General features: G+C 38.1%; 17 protein-coding genes. 10 read left to right on the forward strand and 7 right to left on the reverse strand.

What is annotated here, in order from left to right; all coding sequences use genetic code 11:
- Positions 1-10: 10 nt before the first annotated feature.
- The 4 genes from I6F48_RS16415 to I6F48_RS16430 are packed head-to-tail and all read left to right on the forward strand — an operon-like array spanning position 11 to position 5,210.
- Entirely contained in the window at positions 11-916 is a 906-nt protein-coding gene (locus tag I6F48_RS16415; protein ID WP_197119859.1) for an AAA family ATPase, read from the forward strand.
- A 6-nt stretch (positions 917-922) separates the two neighbouring features.
- The gene (locus I6F48_RS16420) at positions 923-1,909 is read left to right on the forward strand and encodes a DUF58 domain-containing protein (protein WP_197119860.1); all 987 of its coding nucleotides are present in this window, start codon (positions 923-925) and stop codon (positions 1,907-1,909) included.
- Positions 1,909-3,879 (forward strand): transglutaminase family protein, encoded by a 1,971-nt coding sequence (locus tag I6F48_RS16425; protein ID WP_197119861.1) that lies wholly within the window; start codon positions 1,909-1,911, stop codon positions 3,877-3,879. The genes I6F48_RS16420 and I6F48_RS16425 overlap by 1 nt, the downstream gene beginning before the upstream one ends.
- Before the next feature lie 8 nt (positions 3,880-3,887).
- Complete coding sequence (locus tag I6F48_RS16430; RefSeq protein ID WP_010552808.1) at positions 3,888-5,210, forward strand: Na+/H+ antiporter family protein; 1,323 nt, start codon at positions 3,888-3,890, stop codon at positions 5,208-5,210.
- A gap of 271 nt (positions 5,211-5,481) precedes the next feature.
- Here I6F48_RS16430 and I6F48_RS16435 read toward each other — a convergent pair whose 3' ends face one another.
- From I6F48_RS16435 to I6F48_RS16445, 3 genes are read right to left on the reverse strand one after another with little or no spacing between them, the layout of a single operon-like run.
- The gene (locus I6F48_RS16435; protein ID WP_010552809.1) at positions 5,482-5,913 is read right to left on the reverse strand and encodes an acyl-CoA thioesterase; all 432 of its coding nucleotides are present in this window, start codon (positions 5,911-5,913) and stop codon (positions 5,482-5,484) included.
- Between the two features lie 5 nt (positions 5,914-5,918).
- Positions 5,919-6,737, reverse strand: a complete 819-nt coding sequence (locus I6F48_RS16440; protein WP_165728616.1) for a M23 family metallopeptidase — start codon at positions 6,735-6,737, stop codon at positions 5,919-5,921.
- A complete protein-coding gene (locus I6F48_RS16445; RefSeq protein ID WP_166378931.1) occupies positions 6,730-7,587 on the reverse strand; it encodes a 6-carboxytetrahydropterin synthase in 858 nt (285 codons plus the stop codon). Before I6F48_RS16445 ends, I6F48_RS16440 begins: the two co-directional genes overlap by 8 nt.
- A 203-nt stretch (positions 7,588-7,790) precedes the next feature.
- Here I6F48_RS16445 and fabA point away from each other — a divergent pair, with 203 nt between their 5' ends.
- The gene (gene fabA / locus I6F48_RS16450; protein ID WP_007582756.1) at positions 7,791-8,306 is read left to right on the forward strand and encodes a bifunctional 3-hydroxydecanoyl-ACP dehydratase/trans-2-decenoyl-ACP isomerase; all 516 of its coding nucleotides are present in this window, start codon (positions 7,791-7,793) and stop codon (positions 8,304-8,306) included.
- Positions 8,307-8,407: 101 nt separating this feature from the next.
- Here the strand turns inward: fabA and rmf are convergent, their stop codons facing one another.
- Positions 8,408-8,578 (reverse strand): ribosome modulation factor, encoded by a 171-nt coding sequence (gene rmf, locus I6F48_RS16455; protein ID WP_002960897.1) that lies wholly within the window; start codon positions 8,576-8,578, stop codon positions 8,408-8,410.
- Positions 8,579-8,987: 409 nt separating this feature from the next.
- Here rmf and acuR point away from each other — a divergent pair, with 409 nt between their 5' ends.
- The 3 genes from acuR to I6F48_RS16470 all read left to right on the forward strand — a co-directional run bounded on the left by acuR (position 8,988) and on the right by I6F48_RS16470 (position 11,154).
- The gene (gene acuR, locus I6F48_RS16460; protein ID WP_197119871.1) at positions 8,988-9,623 is read left to right on the forward strand and encodes an acrylate utilization transcriptional regulator AcuR; all 636 of its coding nucleotides are present in this window, start codon (positions 8,988-8,990) and stop codon (positions 9,621-9,623) included.
- A 49-nt stretch (positions 9,624-9,672) separates the two neighbouring features.
- Positions 9,673-10,665 carry an acrylyl-CoA reductase (NADPH) gene (gene acuI / locus I6F48_RS16465; protein WP_197119862.1) on the forward strand — a complete coding sequence of 331 codons (993 nt, stop codon included), beginning with the start codon at positions 9,673-9,675 and terminating at the stop codon, positions 10,663-10,665.
- Positions 10,666-10,737: 72 nt separating this feature from the next.
- Positions 10,738-11,154 carry a VF530 family DNA-binding protein gene (locus I6F48_RS16470; protein WP_007582761.1) on the forward strand — a complete coding sequence of 139 codons (417 nt, stop codon included), beginning with the start codon at positions 10,738-10,740 and terminating at the stop codon, positions 11,152-11,154.
- 102 nt (positions 11,155-11,256) lie between these two features.
- Here the strand turns inward: I6F48_RS16470 and I6F48_RS16475 are convergent, their stop codons facing one another.
- Positions 11,257-11,688 (reverse strand): DUF3859 domain-containing protein, encoded by a 432-nt coding sequence (locus tag I6F48_RS16475; RefSeq protein ID WP_166378937.1) that lies wholly within the window; start codon positions 11,686-11,688, stop codon positions 11,257-11,259.
- A gap of 206 nt (positions 11,689-11,894) precedes the next feature.
- Here I6F48_RS16475 and I6F48_RS16480 point away from each other — a divergent pair, with 206 nt between their 5' ends.
- Entirely contained in the window at positions 11,895-12,902 is a 1,008-nt protein-coding gene (locus tag I6F48_RS16480; protein WP_166420333.1) for a YHYH protein, read from the forward strand.
- A 13-nt stretch (positions 12,903-12,915) separates the two neighbouring features.
- On the forward strand, positions 12,916-13,446 hold the full coding sequence (locus I6F48_RS16485) for a hypothetical protein (protein ID WP_166420334.1): 531 nt from the start codon (positions 12,916-12,918) through the stop codon (positions 13,444-13,446).
- Positions 13,447-13,552: 106 nt separating this feature from the next.
- Here the strand turns inward: I6F48_RS16485 and I6F48_RS16490 are convergent, their stop codons facing one another.
- Both I6F48_RS16490 and I6F48_RS16495 read right to left on the reverse strand, forming a co-directional pair.
- On the reverse strand, positions 13,553-15,370 hold the full coding sequence (locus I6F48_RS16490) for a protein kinase domain-containing protein (RefSeq protein ID WP_197119863.1): 1,818 nt from the start codon (positions 15,368-15,370) through the stop codon (positions 13,553-13,555).
- Between the two features lie 199 nt (positions 15,371-15,569).
- Positions 15,570-16,019, reverse strand: a complete 450-nt coding sequence (locus I6F48_RS16495) for a hypothetical protein (protein WP_166420336.1) — start codon at positions 16,017-16,019, stop codon at positions 15,570-15,572.
- Between the last annotated feature and the right edge of the window lie 232 nt (positions 16,020-16,251).

Raw genomic sequence — 16,251 nt, forward strand, 5'->3', positions numbered from 1 at the left:
TAAGGTTAGCATGCATAGTACTGTTACTGCGATTATAGACGATCTTTCGAGTGTTATATTTGGTAAACAACAACAAATAAAACTGGCACTTACATGCTTATTTAGCGAAGGGCATTTACTCATTGAAGATTTGCCTGGTATGGGAAAAACCACTCTTTCTCATGCATTGTCAGCTGTGCTAGGTTTATCGTATCAGCGTATTCAATTTACCAGTGATCTTCTGCCTGCTGATATTCTGGGTACTAATGTGTTTAACTCTACCGAGCACAGTTTTACGTTTCATAAAGGCCCTATTTTTAGCCAAGTTGTTTTAGCTGATGAAATAAACCGCGCAGGGCCTAAAACACAAAGTGCATTGCTTGAAGCAATGGAAGAGCACCAAGTAACAGTCGATGGAAAAAAATATACGCTGCCAAATCCATTTTTTGTGATAGCAACACAAAACCCGATTTACCAATCAGGTACTTATCCGTTACCTGAGTCGCAATTAGACCGTTTTTTAATGCGTATTAGCTTAGGTTTTCCACCTAAAGAAGCCGAAAAACGCTTAATTTTGAATATGCAAAAACGAGATTACAGTCAGTTACCTAGGCGTATTAACCAACAAGAGTTAGCGGTAATTCAAACCCAGATTAGCCAAATTACTTTAAGTAGCCCAGTTATTGACTACATTATAGAGCTTGTTAATTATACACGCACAAGCAACGCTTTTGCAGCATCGTTATCACCGCGTGCCAGTATGGCTCTGGCTAAAGCGGCTAGGTCGTGGGCCTTTATTGAGGGTCGTGATTTTGTAATGCCAGAAGATGTTCAAGCCGTATTTGCAAGTGTGTGTCAGCATCGATTAGGTTTGCATAATGAGTCCGGTGAAGCGCAAGTAAACGATATTTTAAAAAACGTTTTAGTTCCGGTATAAACTTTCATGCCAAAAAAAACAGCTAAGCGCCCTTCTTTATTTAAGTCATTTAAGCGAGGTGTATTTAATAAATTATTAAAAAATAAGCATTTAAAAAACTCAATTACACTTGAACACAGAACAATTTATGTATTGCCATCATCCCTTGGTTGGTACTTTGTAATTGTGGCTATTTTAAACTTTGTGATGGGCATTAATTATCAAAATAATTTAATTTTAATAATGTCTTATCTTATGTTTGTGGTGATGATTATTGCTGTATTAATGGGCTACAGTAACGCTAAAGGCTTAACGGTTAAATTTAAAGATGCATTTAACAGCTACGCTCCTCAAAAACCGAGTATTGTATTTGAATTACAAAGCGCTAGAGTTACCCAATCTATTAATTTAACATATCAAGGTAGTGAGCAAACTCACAAACATACCGACGAAGTTGATAGTAAGACTCAGTTACTTGCACTCAACTTACCCTACAGCTCACGCGGTAAGTACTCAGTGCAACGTATTAAAATAGCGAGTAACTACCCCTTTGGCTTAATAACTGTTTGGAGCTACATTCAATTACAAACAGATGTTTTTGTATACCCGTCGCTTGAACAAGTACACAGTGATGCGCATGTTTCTATGCTTGATGAGCAAGCCGATAAAGGTGTTTCTACACAATCTGGTAGCGAAGAGTTTGAGTCGTTAATCCCACATTTACCAGAGATGGGCTTGCAAAGAGTGTCGTGGAAGCATTACGCAAAAACACAGCAGTTGTTAGTAAAAGAGTTTGTAGACTTTAAAACAGCGAATGCGCTCTTCGATTTTACGTTAATGAATGGAGATACAGAACAACGTTTAAGCCAGTTATGCTTTTTAGTGTGTGAAGCAACCGAAAAAAACACCCCTTTTATGTTAAAGCTACCGAATAAAACAATAAATACAAATACCGGACAGCAACATAAGCAGCAATGCTTAGAATTATTATGCTCATTTAATGGTGATGTGTAATGGACATACTTAAAAACGAAAAAGTAATAAATTATTCGCTGTCTTTTATATATGCATGTTTAATTGTATTTTTTGTATCACATTTACCGCTTGCTTTTGTAGGTGTACTTTCACTTATTTGTGCATGGAACTTTTACATAACGCTGAGTAATAAACCAAAGCCAAATGCTTGGCTGGCAAATATACTCGCAGGTGTGTCACTAGGTTTAATGCTCTACACAGTAGGCATGTCGGATACGGTTATTTTATTTGTGGCCATGCTGCTACTTGCTAGTTTATTTAAGCTGCTGCAGGCTAAAACCAAAAAACACTATCATGTAATTACAACGCTTACGTTTTTTTCACTCTCATCGGTGTATTTATTTAACCAAAGCATTTTAACGACTTTAACTGTAAGTAGTTTATACATATTAAACTTTGCAGTACTTGGCTTACTCGAATCCAAACATAATTTAAAAATAGCCTCTAAGCAAAGTGGTAAATTACTACTTTTAGCGCTTCCTTTAGCTGTATTTTTACTGCTTTTTTTACCAAAAATGCCCGCCTTTTGGCAGCTCCCTGGGCCTAAGCTTGCAAAAACAGGGCTTTCTGAACAAGTCGATCCTTTCGATATTGCAAAGCTTTCAAACTCAGATGAACTTGTGTTTAGAGCTAAATTTAACGAAGAAAAACCTGTAGCGCCTTATTATTGGCGAGCAATAGTTCATGATGAGTTTAATGGTAATGCGTGGCTTACGTCTGACTTTTTAAAATATAATAATGTAAAAACAAATACGCAGAGCGAAAATGATGAGCAACTTATTGCAAGCTACTCAGTTATTACAGAGCCTGCTACACAAAAATGGCTCTATGGTTTAGCGTATTCCAGTAGTAACTCACCAAATGTTGAAGGTAATTCGCTAGGCTTATTGCGTAAAAAAAGTCGTCAAGCTAAAAACTTACAATACGATGTAAATAGCTTTAACTTCACAGCTTTATCGCTTGGCGAATTTGAAGAAAAACGCTACAAATACCTCGCTTATAAAAAGAATGTAAAAACATCATCACTTGCTAAAAACTTAAAGCAAGATACACACTCTGACCGCGATTTTTACAATAGCTTATTACAATACTTTGCAGGTACAGGATTTACTTATACGTTAACACCCACTCCGATGAGCGGCGATAACACGATTGACCAATTTTTATTTGAAAACCAACGTGGATTTTGTGGTCATTATGCAAGCGCCGCTGCGTACATTTTTAGAACCGCAGGTATACCCGCTCGATTAGTAAGTGGTTATTTAGGCGGTGAATTAAACCAAGATAATAATACGCTAACAGTTCGCCAGTACGATGCGCATGCGTGGGTAGAAGTATATTTACAAAACGAAGGTTGGGTTATTTTTGATGCAACCGCTGTTGTCGCACCGGAGCGTTTAAATGGCTCGCTTTCGCAAAACGAAGAGCTGAATGACGAATTTAAAAGTAATCTTGATTTTGGTTTAGTGAGTTTAAGTAATTTCCCCGCTATTAATTGGTTAAGGTTGGAACTTGAAAATCTCGATTATCAATGGTCTAGCTGGGTACTTGGTTTTGACGAAGAAAAACAAAATGATTTTTTAAAATCAATTTTTGGTAGTAAAAACATTTGGCTTGTACCATTAATGGTTTTACTAACAGCTGGTTTTTGTTTTGTAGGTTATTTTGTGTATTTAAACTTACCAAAACGCCCGACTAAATTAGCGCCTATGGTTAAAGAATTTTATGAAGTAAAAGCATGGGCGAAAAAACAAAAAATAAATACACCCGATAATTTAACACCGAGTCAGCAGTTACATTTTTTTGCTGATCAACTTCCTCGTTCTGCACAATCTATAAACACATTTAGTCAGTTATTTAACCAAGTACGCTATAGTAAAAAACCTTTTACGAAAGAGCGTAAAACTCAGGCTAAAGATCTGATAAAATTAATTAAAATTTCCAAATAGAGAATACTATGAATGCTGTTGTTATAGGCGTTATTTTAATGCTCGGGCTATCTCTGGCTCGCGTTAACGTCATTGTTGCCATGATCATAAGTGCTTTAGTTGCTGGTTTAACAGCAGGCTTGGGTATAAAAGAAAGTGTTGATGCATTTAATTCTGGCCTTTCTGCCGGAGCTGAAATTGCACTAAGTTATGCCATGCTCGGTGCATTTGCCGTTGCTATTTCTAAGTCGGGTTTAACACGCATTCTCGCTGATAAGTTACTTGCTAAAGTAAATGCTAAAGGCAGCGGGAATGAAACATTTTTAAGTTACTTCATTTTATTAATTATTTTAGGTTGTGCGATTTCTTCGCAAAACTTAGTACCTGTACACATAGCGTTTATTCCTATTTTAATCCCGCCGTTACTCGTGGTTTTTAATCAGTTAAGGTTAGACAGGCGTGCTATAGCGTGTATTTTAACATTTGGATTAGCAACTTCTTACATGGTGCTGCCTTATGGTTTTGGGGGAATTTACTTATATTCTATTTTGCATAAAAACCTAGTTGATAACGGCCTAGACATTGTAAATACACAAGTCCCTATGGCGATGATAATTCCTGCATTAGGTATGTTTATTGGATTACTTATTGCGGTATTTATTACCTACAAAAAACGTCGCGAATACACAGAGCTCCCATTAACAACTCAGAGTAAATCGGCTGAGGTAGAAAACCCTAAAAAAGTAATGATTGTAGGGCTATGTGCGGTACTTGCCTCACTTGTTGCACAAAACCTAAGTGGCTCAATGATTTTAGGCGGTTTAGTAGGTGTAATGATATTTAGTGTATTTGGTGTAGTTAAGTGGGAAGAAAACGGCGACGTATTTAGTAAAGGCGTTGCGATGATGGCGATGATTGGTTTTATTATGATATCGGCACAAGGCTTTGCATCGGTTATGCAGGCCACTGGCGACGTAGCGAGCTTAGTACACAGCACAGCCGCACTTTTTGATGGTAATAAACCTTTGGCCGCCGGTGTTATTTTGTTAGTCGGGTTATTAATTACAATGGGAATTGGTAGCTCGTTTTCAACAGTGCCTATTATTGCAACTTTGTTTGTTCCTTTGTGTTTAGACCTCGGGTTTTCTGTTATGGCAACCGCTGCACTTGTTGGTACTGCGGGCGCTTTAGGTGATGCAGGCTCCCCTGCTTCAGACTCAACGCTTGGACCAACATCAGGTTTAAATGCCGATGGCCAGCACGACCATATTAGAGACTCTGTTATTCCAACGTTTATTCACTTTAACATTCCACTGCTGATATTTGGCTGGATTGCAGCAATGGTGCTTTAAGTAGTATGTATGCATATAAGTATTCGTAAATTTAATTAAAAGCTAAATGTAACTAAAAAGGTATGTTTAAAGCATACCTTTTTTGCTTCTAACAACTCTTATCCCTATCAATTTCTCTTTTATTTTGATTAGTTTATTAGTAAATATTAACTGAGGTGTTGAGATTACATTTAATAAATATTTAGTATGATGTGTTCTTTATGGTTTTTTATATAAGCACCAATTAAGGTGCTTATATAATGTTACTCTACCGCGTCTTTAAAGCTCTAAATTACTCAAAACCATAAATCATTTTATCGCATACTACCGGTGTTGGTCTGTGATTATCATCGACAGCAACAAACGTAAAGCTACCACTAATGGCAGAGTGCTTATCATCTCTGTGCATAGTTTCTAATAGTATATCTACATCAACTTTTAAGCTGGTGTTACCTACATGGACTACTTTAGCAATTAACTCTGCAAAAGTACCTGCTGGTATCGCTTCTTTAAAATCAACTCTATCGGAAGATATGGTAACCAAAGGCTTACGGCAAAAACGAGTCGCTGCTATAAATGCCACTTCATCCATCCACGCCAGTGCATCACCACCAAATAAAGTATTGTGATGATTAGTACGCCCAGGAAACACGGTCTTAGTTACCGATGTAGTTGAGTCTTCAATACGCTGAGCAATTATTGCATCGCGATTTACGTCAGTCATAATCTCTACTTTTTGTTTGCTAATGTATCTTGCATTAGTAATGCAGGATCGAGGCGTTCGCCTTTCCAGTTAAAACGCCAATCTAGGTGAGGACCCGTTACACGCCCTGTTGCACCAATTTCAGCCACTTTGTTACCTTGCTCAATTTTGTCACCCACTTTTACATCAAGCTTACTTAAGTGAATGTAAGTTGAGGTAATGCCATGGCCATGATCAATAATTAATGTACCGCCTGAGTAGTATAAATCAGGTTCAGCAAATACTACGGTACCACTAATAGGCGCGTAAACAGGAGAGCCTGTTTTATTAGCAATGTCTAAGCCAAAGTGCGGACGACGAGGCTCGCCATTAAAATAGCGCTGACTACCATAAACACCCGATATACGCCCTTCTGCAGGCTTTAACACAGGGTCTAAAAAGTACAGTAAATCAGAGTCTACTTCTCTCGCTTTACGAACAGCAACTGCTTCGCGGCTTATACGTGCACTGACTTCTTTTGCCGGTGAAACATACTTCTTAGCCACGCCGGTAATTTTATCAATTTCATATTCACGCTTAGTTATGGCTAGCGGCTGAGAATGCGATTTACCCGTGTTATCTACCCATTTTAAAGTATGAGTCGTTTCAGCGTCACGCCCAAAACCAAATACAAAGTCACCATTTGGCGAAAGTTTTAAGCTTTTGCCATCTAAGCTTACTGAATTAGCGTTTTCTAGCTTTCCAGTAACTAAACCGCCTTGTGTTAAATGCCCTTTTAACTCAAGCGCCATAGCACTAAAGCTAGCAGAGGCAACAAGCGCTGTTGCTAAAAATGTTTTAAACATAACTAATCGATCCTTTTCCAACACCTTCATAAGCGGTCACTTTCACTGCTTTTTCTGGATATTGAGCTTTAATTTGGCCAGCTACATGTTCAGCAATACATTCTACAGTGGTGTCTACTGGTAAAATGTCGCAACGGGATTCGCTAATAGCCATTTCAAAATAGCCTTGTGCCGACGTATAAGCAAAACATACATCACCCGCTTTGGCTGTTATGTGTTTTAAATCAGGTGCGTTAATTTGATCTTCACTGGTGGCTAAGTAAATATCTTCCCACTTTTGAGACCATTCTTTTTGCAAGCGCGGCATAGAGATGCCGTCTAGGCTAATACCAATTTGAGAACGATGCCCATGAATAATACGTTGGCAATTACCGTCATGCTTTTTAAGGCCATGGCTGTAATGATAGTAAAAGCTTTGGCTGTGCTCAGGCTTAAGAGACAACTCAATTTTTTCAATGTTATCTGGTAGCTTCGGTAAAATAGTCGCAATTAAAAATTCAGTAACCGATTCAACCGTTACTTCGTCTGCGTTAATCATGCAATAAGCTTGATGAGGAGCACTCATAGCTAAGTGGTTGTTTTCACCAAATGTACAGTCGAGTGTTTTATGCTCGTTAAATTCAGATACAGTGCCATTAAGGCCCGTAGGAATTGCTAAACGGTGATCAATACACTCATCTATAATGCCTTTAATTTGCTTTTTAACTAAACCAAAGTCTAAAACCATAGACTCTTCGTTAAGTTTACCGTGCAAAGTTAAATCAACAATCCAGCTCTCGCCAACGGCGCCGCGTTTGTTACATAAGTAAGAAAAATCAATCACAGTTAGTGAGTTAACAAAAAGGATCATAAACTTCCTTTAGACTGGTTATAAGACAGCGTTAATTATAATGATTTCTGATTGTAATTGCGCGGTTTTATAGTGCAAAAACCAATCGCGCTGATTGATTGATGATTTAATATGCAATATTTTGATTTTTTAACTGCTCCGAGTTGTTTAGCGTACAAGTGTACGCTAAAGTACTTGGCAATTTCTAAGCGAAGATAAGTGTTATGGAACCTAAAAATAGCTATACAAAAGAAGATTTGATCCTGTGTGGTCAAGGTGAAATGTTTGGTGAAGGCAACTGCCGTTTACCAAGTGACAACATGTTAATGATGGACCGCATTACCTCTATTACTGCTGATGGCGGAATTCATGGTAAAGGTGAAATTGTTGCTGAGCTTGATATTGACCCTAGCCTGTGGTTTTTCGATTGCCATTTTAAAGGCGACCCAGTAATGCCAGGTTGTTTAGGATTAGATGCTATGTGGCAACTAGTTGGCTTTTACTTAGGTTGGTCTGGTGGCCCAGGTCTTGGCCGTGCGCTGGGTGTGGGTGAAGTTAAATTTACTGGCCAAATTTTACCTACTAATAAAAAAGTAACTTATCGCCTTGTAATGAAACGCGTAATTAAACGTAAATTATTCATGGGCGTTGCCGATGGCACTGTAGAAGTAGACGGCCGAGTAATCTACGAAGCAAAAGATTTAAAAGTGGGCTTATTTCAAGACACTAGCGCGTTTTAATTACTTTAACTGAATCCTTAAAAATTTAGTTTTAAAAGTTAACGCACAAACAAAAAGGCCTCCAATGTGGAGGCCTTTTTGCTTAAATTCGATTATTGATCTTAGGTTTTGTACATGTTGCGGTTTTCAATCGCCTCACGCCACCCTCCTAACCACTCTGATTTGGGATCTACTTGTTGATAAGGGCATAGCTCTTTTGAGCGACCTGCTAAACCTGCTTTAAAACCTTGAGAATGAGCTCTTTCTAAACGATCTCTTTTCTGTCTCTTCATCGGTAATATCCTCACCTTTTTATTTATATATTGTGTAGCATTAGTGAAATCTACATTTAATGAATAGTTAATAAAAATGTAAAATTCAAATTGTAAAAGCAATTAAATTGTTTGACTTTAACTAAGCTGCTGATGCAAAAATGAATTAACATTTAAAAAAGTAAGTGGTCATACAACATTTAATTTGACCGGTTCGTAATAACAAATTGGCGATTTAATAATCGCTAAAAAGCACTTATGTGCTTTAATTGTGACCGACTAATATTGACTAAGTTCCAAACAAAAATGTAATCGTGACACTTTTATTTCATTAATCTTAAATTAGTAGCCCGCCCCTAAATTTGAACTATTTTTAAACAATTTAAATTTATACTTGATTATTTAAAGTCGATCGGTCTAATATATGTTCATGAACAAAAATACATCAACACCAATACGCCGTGGTCGCCCACCTAAAATAGCCAGAGAAAACGCCGATACAAAAGCGTTACTTATTCGCACGGGCCTAGAAACCCTAACTGAATTTGGTTTTAGCGCCACGGGGCTCGATACTATTTTAAAAAAAGCGGCTGTACCTAAAGGCTCTTTTTATCATTACTTTAAAAGTAAAGAAGCCTACGGTATTGCGTTAGTTGATGCATACGACAGTTATTTTATTGCCAAGCTTACCCATTACCTACACCAAGAAGATGTTCCCCCACTTGAGCGAATCGTTAATTTTACTCAAAGCGCAATTAAAGGGATGAAAAAATACGATTACAAACGTGGCTGTTTAGTCGGTAACTTAAATCAAGAGCTTAATCATTTAAGTGATGAGTTTAAAACCAGATTAATGCAAAGCTACACCGCTTGGCAAAACCATGTAGAGGTTTGCTTAAACCAAGCTAAGCAACAAGGCACTATTGCAAGCCATGTAAATACAAAATTGATGAGTGAGTACTTTTGGATTGGCTGGGAAGGTGCTGTTATGCGCGCCAAGCTCACAAAATCAAATACTCCACTTACTTTGTATACAGAAATGTTTTTACGCGCATTATTAACCTAATGCGTTTTTATTTACCAATTAAAAGACGATCGGTCTAAAAGGATATCCCATGAGTAACCCAATTAAAGCCATTGTTATTAATAAAGAAGATAATAATTATAGCGCTTCATTATCAACTATCGAAAATAGTGATTTACCAAACGAAAACGTATCTATCGACGTGCTATACAGCACACTTAACTATAAAGATGGTTTAGCAATTACTGGCAAAGGCCCCGTTGTACGCAGTTTTCCTATGGTGCCAGGTATTGATTTAGTGGGTACGGTTACAAATTCCACCAGCGATGAATTTAAAAACGGCGATAACGTAATATTAAATGGCTTTGGTGTAGGTGAAAAACATTGGGGCGGGCTTGCTCAAAAAGCAGCACTTAATAGCGATTGGTTAATCCCCGTGCCTTCAGGTATTTCACCAAAACAAGCAATGCAAATAGGCACTGCGGGTTACACCGCTATGCTAAGTGTTATAGCACTTCAAAAACAAGGTATTACGCCTGAATCTGGCGAAATACTGGTAACTGGTGCTAATGGTGGCGTAGGCAGCTTTGCAATTTATTTATTAAATCAACTTGGGTTTAACGTAACAGCAGCAACGGGTCGATTAGATCAAAGTGAGTATTTAAAAGAGTTAGGCGCTTCACAAATAATTGACCGAAATGAGCTTTCAAACCCGGGCAAGCCTTTGCAAAAAGAGCGTTTTGCAGCGGCAATAGATTCAGTAGGTAGCCATACACTTGCCAATATTTGTGCATCATTAAAGTATGGGGGTGTAGTAACCGCCTGCGGACTTGCGCAAGGTATGGATTTACCAGCATCGGTGGCACCCTTTATATTACGTGGTGTATCTCTTATAGGAATTGATAGCGTAATGCGCCCTAAAGCCGACAGAATTGAAGCATGGGATCGTTTAGCTAAATTAGTAAGCGCTGATTATTTAGATAAAATTTCGACAGAAATATCACTCGAACACGTAATCGATAACGCAGAGCAACTTATGGAAGGTAAAATTCGTGGTCGTGTTGTAGTTAATTGCCAAAGTTAAGCTATTTACTCTGTTAAAGCCTCGTTATTAAATTTATAATGCAATTTGTATTTTAATAATGAGGCAACACCTATGAGCAACCAAGAACTTTTCAGTAATAACCCACTGCAAGGCGTAAAATTAGAACAAGTGGTTGAAGAGCTGGTTGAACAATACGGGTGGGAACTCCTACACGCTTATTTACAACTTAACTGCTTTAAAAATAATCCTGATGTTAAGTCTGCGGTTAAATTTTTACGTAAAACACAATGGGCACAAGAAAAAGTAGATAACTTTTACCTTTATCGTCTTAAAAACTTACCTAAGCCTGATGATGTGCAATACGAATTACCGCCACGAGATCGCGTTATCCCCGCTGATCATAAACCTGGTGAGCCGTGTGAACTTAGTTTTGTTGATGCTAAACGTATTGTAGAGAAAAAAGAATCTAAGCAACGTGCTCGCGATCGTAAACAGCGTTCTAATTCTAGTAACCCTTGGGGTAACTAAAAACTTATTAATTTAAGGTTGAAGAGCTGTTTATAAATAGCTCTTCGACTATTTTCTCATTAACTTCAATTATATCCGCGTCACATAGCCAATAAATAACAATTAGTACCCTCGGTTTTTCCAAAAATCTGTTTCAGTGCGCTCTGCCTCTAATGCCACATTAAAAGTTTTATCAGCAATGATTTTTCCATTTAGTTCAATCGTCATTCGCCAATCACCCAATTTATTTTCTATTGGCAGCCAAAGTGTATCGCCTAAATAAAAGTTCCAATCACTGTTTTTAACGTATACATCGCCTTCAAAAGGGTCCATCACATCACCGTTACTACTTGGAATATCAGGATGGTAAATACAATAATGAAGCTTTTCGCCTTTACCTTTTTTGATATTTACGATTAAGCCAAACTCAATATCTACCTCAGCTATTACATTTGTTGTAAATTGCTCTATTTGTGGCAACGCTTTACTTTCACTATCCCACTTAGAGTAAATACCGTGACTTTGTAACGTCACTACAGGTTTTGTTTTAGCCATTAAGGTAGCCTTTTATGTTAGCTATTTTGGCATTAGTTTAACTTTTTGAAATTTTAAAATAAAACACAATCTCATAAAGTTAAATCTCAACTTAGCTTTAATACTCCGCCTATTTACATAATTGCTAATTTGTCATCATTGTTTACACACTATTTGCACAATTGCTGATTATTGTTTGAGTAACTTAATTGATCAGGTAGGCAGCAATGAAACAATACGCACTTAATAATAAAAATCGAAATAGGATAAATGCTTTAAAGCTCACTTCTCTTGCTTTAATTGTTTCATCGTTAGTTGCATGTGGAGGTGGAGAAGGCATAGATGATAGCTTAGCAACTACAGAAAGCTCATCACAAACCACTACAGATAATGGCACAGGTACCAGCAGTTCAACCCAAAGTGTACTTTGTGAATATAGCTACAGTGAATATAACGAGTCAGAGTCAGTACAAGCCACCAGCGCTGCAGATTGGTCATGCACAGGAACTACACGCGACTTAGTAGCTAATGGCATACCCGATCACGAAGTAGGCACATTCCCTAATGCTGACAATCCAAATACTATTTCTGAACAATCAGTAAATGAAAGCTACACACTTGAGCCTATAGAAACAACACAAGCAACCATGCTTGGTGGTCCTCGTGGAATGATAGGCGTTGTACTTAATGGCATTAAAATAGACGCTGGTACAGGCGGAAGTTGTGATGATTCTGGCACCGATTGCGATTTAGGCGACAATAGCGGCAACTGGAATATAGAAGCCCTAAGCCAAGACACGTTTAGTTTTGGAACAGACGACAACAATGCACATGTACAACCCGATGGCACATATCACTATCATGGTATGCCAGAAGGCTTTGTAGCAATGCGAGGTGGCAATAGCACCACTATGACTCTAATAGGCTGGGCAGCAGATGGCTTTCCTATATATGCACGTTACGGCTATTCAGACTCAAGTGATGCAACTTCAGCCCTAACCGCAATGACCGGTAGCTACCAACATATAACAACCGTAAGCGCAAACCGCCCTTCTACCGATATATACCCATTAGGTACATTTGCACAAGATTGGGAATACGTAGCAGGCTCTGGTGATTTAGATGAATGCAATGGCCGCGTTGGTGTAACGCCTGAGTTTCCTGATGGGATATACCACTACTACGCAACAGACACTTACCCGTTTTTTCAACGCTGTGTTAAAGGCGAAGTTTAGTTAGGAGTAAGCTATGCCTTATATAAAAAGAGGTCTACTGAGTATGACTACTTTGGGTTTGTTGATTATGCCAAATTTAGCAAACGCGCATTTAATGGTTGCAGATCACGGTACGCTGAATTTTGTTGATAATAACGTGTTTATTGTGCTTTCAATCCCTATGTCGGCTTTTAAAGGGGTTGATGAAGATAAGGATGGCAAAGTATCAATAGTTGAGTTTAATGCTCATAAAAAACAAATAAGTAAGCGAGTTAAAAAGAACGTTTATTTAGCAGATCATCAGTATAAATTTACTATTGACGGACTTTTGCTAAACCCAGAAGCGTCGCATACACATAAAAGCGACAATATAGACCAAGTAACCATTACTGGGCGCTACTCTTTGCCCAGTAAATTAACCAAAGTTAACTTTAACGTTAAGCTATTTAGTAACAATGAGCACAAGCAGCATTATCAAATAACAGCGACTAATAAAACGCAAAAGCTAACTCATCAATTTAAGCTATCACCAACGTCGCCCTTTAGTAAGGTGTTTAATAATTAGTAATACTTACCTAAATAATTAAGTGGCAAAGAGTACAAGTTAAACCAATTTGTGCTCTTTTTTATCTTTGTCTTCTTATTTAATACTCTTTAGTGAAGGGCTTTTTCTATAAAGGTACAAGCTTGGGATTTTTAGGAAAGTAATGCTCTTCTTGCTGCTCACATAAACTAAACTCACGGGTGTTTTTATATGGGAGTTTCATAAAGCCCGCGACACCAACGTCCGTAATATTTACCGCGTATTGCATAAGTTTATTAAGTAAACGTTTAAACTCAACCTCTTTACTCGAATCGAGTAAACGGTAGTAATGGTGAATCTTCATTCTGTCGGGCAGTGCTTCAAAAATAATACACCCCGTATGATGAATTTGGTTAAGCTCAAATACGCACTTAATAACTTTTTTAGGTAGCTGTAGTTGCTCATCAGGGTCTTTACCGTCTTCAAAGTATGAATGCGGGCGGGTTATGTCGTTTGCCTTCATGCTTACAACTTCGTATTCAAGCTCTGGTAGGCTATCAAACTTAAATGCACCCGTGCCATCTCGCTCTAGTTGAATGGTTTTACGGGCATCAAACAAACAACACTTAAATAACCCTTTTTGATTAATCGCTTGCGCAAGCATCACCGTGTTATTAATCGCATCACTAAACGCATCACCCAATGATTCGTCATGCATAATTAAAGACGATTCAACAAACATCGACTCATCCTTCCAATGAAAACTAAGCCCACCAACAACAGGGTACTTAGCTAATCGGCTTATTGATGCTAAAAATGCTTTTTCGGTATCGCCTGTATCAAACAAAAACTCTTTATAATAACGGTCAAGTTGCGCGTCGTTTATATCGAGTAATTGTTGATTATGATCGGCTTGGCGTAAAAACTGTTTTCGTGAACTATATACAACCGTGTCGGGTTGCTCGGCCTTGCCATACCAAAAAGGAATATCTGCTTTTTTTTGCTTTTTATCAAGCTCAGGTAAATACGCTTTAGCCATAGTTGTAATATTACGCATAAAGTAATCACCGGCACCATCACGTTGTGCCTTACTTTTAGAAAGCATACCATCAATCACTTTAGCCAGCTCTTTTGGGAGCCCTAAGCTGCTTGCAGGGATGGCTTGTGCACCAAAGCGACACGACTGCGCCGACGCTAGCGCATACAACGTTGCGGCTACACCTTGTTCATCAAATCGTGGGGATGATTGCTCCCCCGACATTTGTGCTTCACCAATAAAGTACACATCGCCCATACGAGCATTCGTTGTACTTAAATCGCCCGACATTAAATCCATAAAGTTACTCGCAACAGGGTTACCATCGCTATCGAGCTGTGCATACACAGAGCTTCCCCAATCCACTAACGACAGCTCATCAGTGTTTGCATCCCAAACAAGGTTTGAAGGCTTTATATCGCCATGCACTATAGGTTGTGGGCTAATGCCGTTTTTGTGGCTGCGTAAATCAATTAATACATTACGTAACCTAACAGCTAGCGCCATTATTTGCGCGGCACTAAAGCGCCCTGTTTTAAGCGATACTTTTTCCAGATCCTCTCCAATGGCGCGCGCCATCATTAAAATCCCTTGTTTTTTAATTCGCTCGAATGCATAAAAGGTAGGCACTAAGGGGTTATTAATTTGCGAAAGCATATACGCTTCGTCTTCTAGGCGGTCACGTACACTTTGGGCAAGCGTAATACGCGAAAACTTAAATACCCAAGGTAAGCCGTTATCGTCATCACCTGCAAACACAAAACCAAAAGCACCCGAGCCAATCATTTCAACGTTTTTGTAGCCCAGCAGTGTTAGCTGCTTAATACAAATATTAAGCCACTGGCGGTGTTTTTTAGCATCGCGGTGCGAAAGCAAATAAACAGATTGCTCTTCGTTGATATAAAAATTGCGGATTTCTTTGGCTTTCAATACAGGTACTCAAACTTATAAAACTAACCAATTATTAGTTTTATGTAATGAGATTACAATAGGTTAAATAAGAGTTTTGAAATCGTGGAATAAAACAGCGCTAAAGTAGCGCCATAGCAGTAAATTTAAGTGTAAACGTTAAAGCTCAAAGTAAGCTTTTTACAATGTACTGTATATAAATACAGTGCATTGCTTTTTGCTAACTTTCAATAAAACGAAGCTGCTTAATTGATGACACAGCTATGTGCGTTTGATAATAATATTTATTAGTGGCTCTACCACGGCTCATAAAATCGATAGTTACTCGTTTAGCTTCGCCTGTTACTTCTATTGTTTTATCAATAAAAAAGGTGTCTGCTGGTTGTCCGTATTTACTTTGAAGCTCTGCTACTACATTAGGCGGTATTGATATCGTAATAGAACGTCTATCTCGATAATCAGTTTCGGTATTTAAATACAACCAACTCCCCTGAGCCCCCGCCGCTTTAATATGAAACTGGTAAGTGCCAGCAACACCCTTTGGTGCACTTTGCTCAGTTAAAGCGATAAGGTTCATATTTCCAGCCGTACTTTGGCTCATTTCAATTTTATGGGGAACAGAACTACATGCACTAAGCGTTAGCACACTTAGTAAGGCTAGATATTTCAAGACACAATTTCCTTGTTTTTTACACCAATTCGCATAATTAGGTAATCTATTTTGAGACAAGAAAATCGTGTTGATAACAAAGCAAAAATTTCGTTATTGAGTTGTTCTATATCAAAAATTTTTAATGCAGTTAGCGATTTAATCCCTTAAATTGATTAACTATTATTGAGAATTGGTATTATGCATTATTAAAAATATGTAGCGTTAATGATACCACTTTATGCAGCCATGT

The organism is Pseudoalteromonas sp. SWYJ118 (assembly GCF_015864505.1).
GTDB lineage: Bacteria > Pseudomonadota > Gammaproteobacteria > Enterobacterales > Alteromonadaceae > Pseudoalteromonas > Pseudoalteromonas arctica.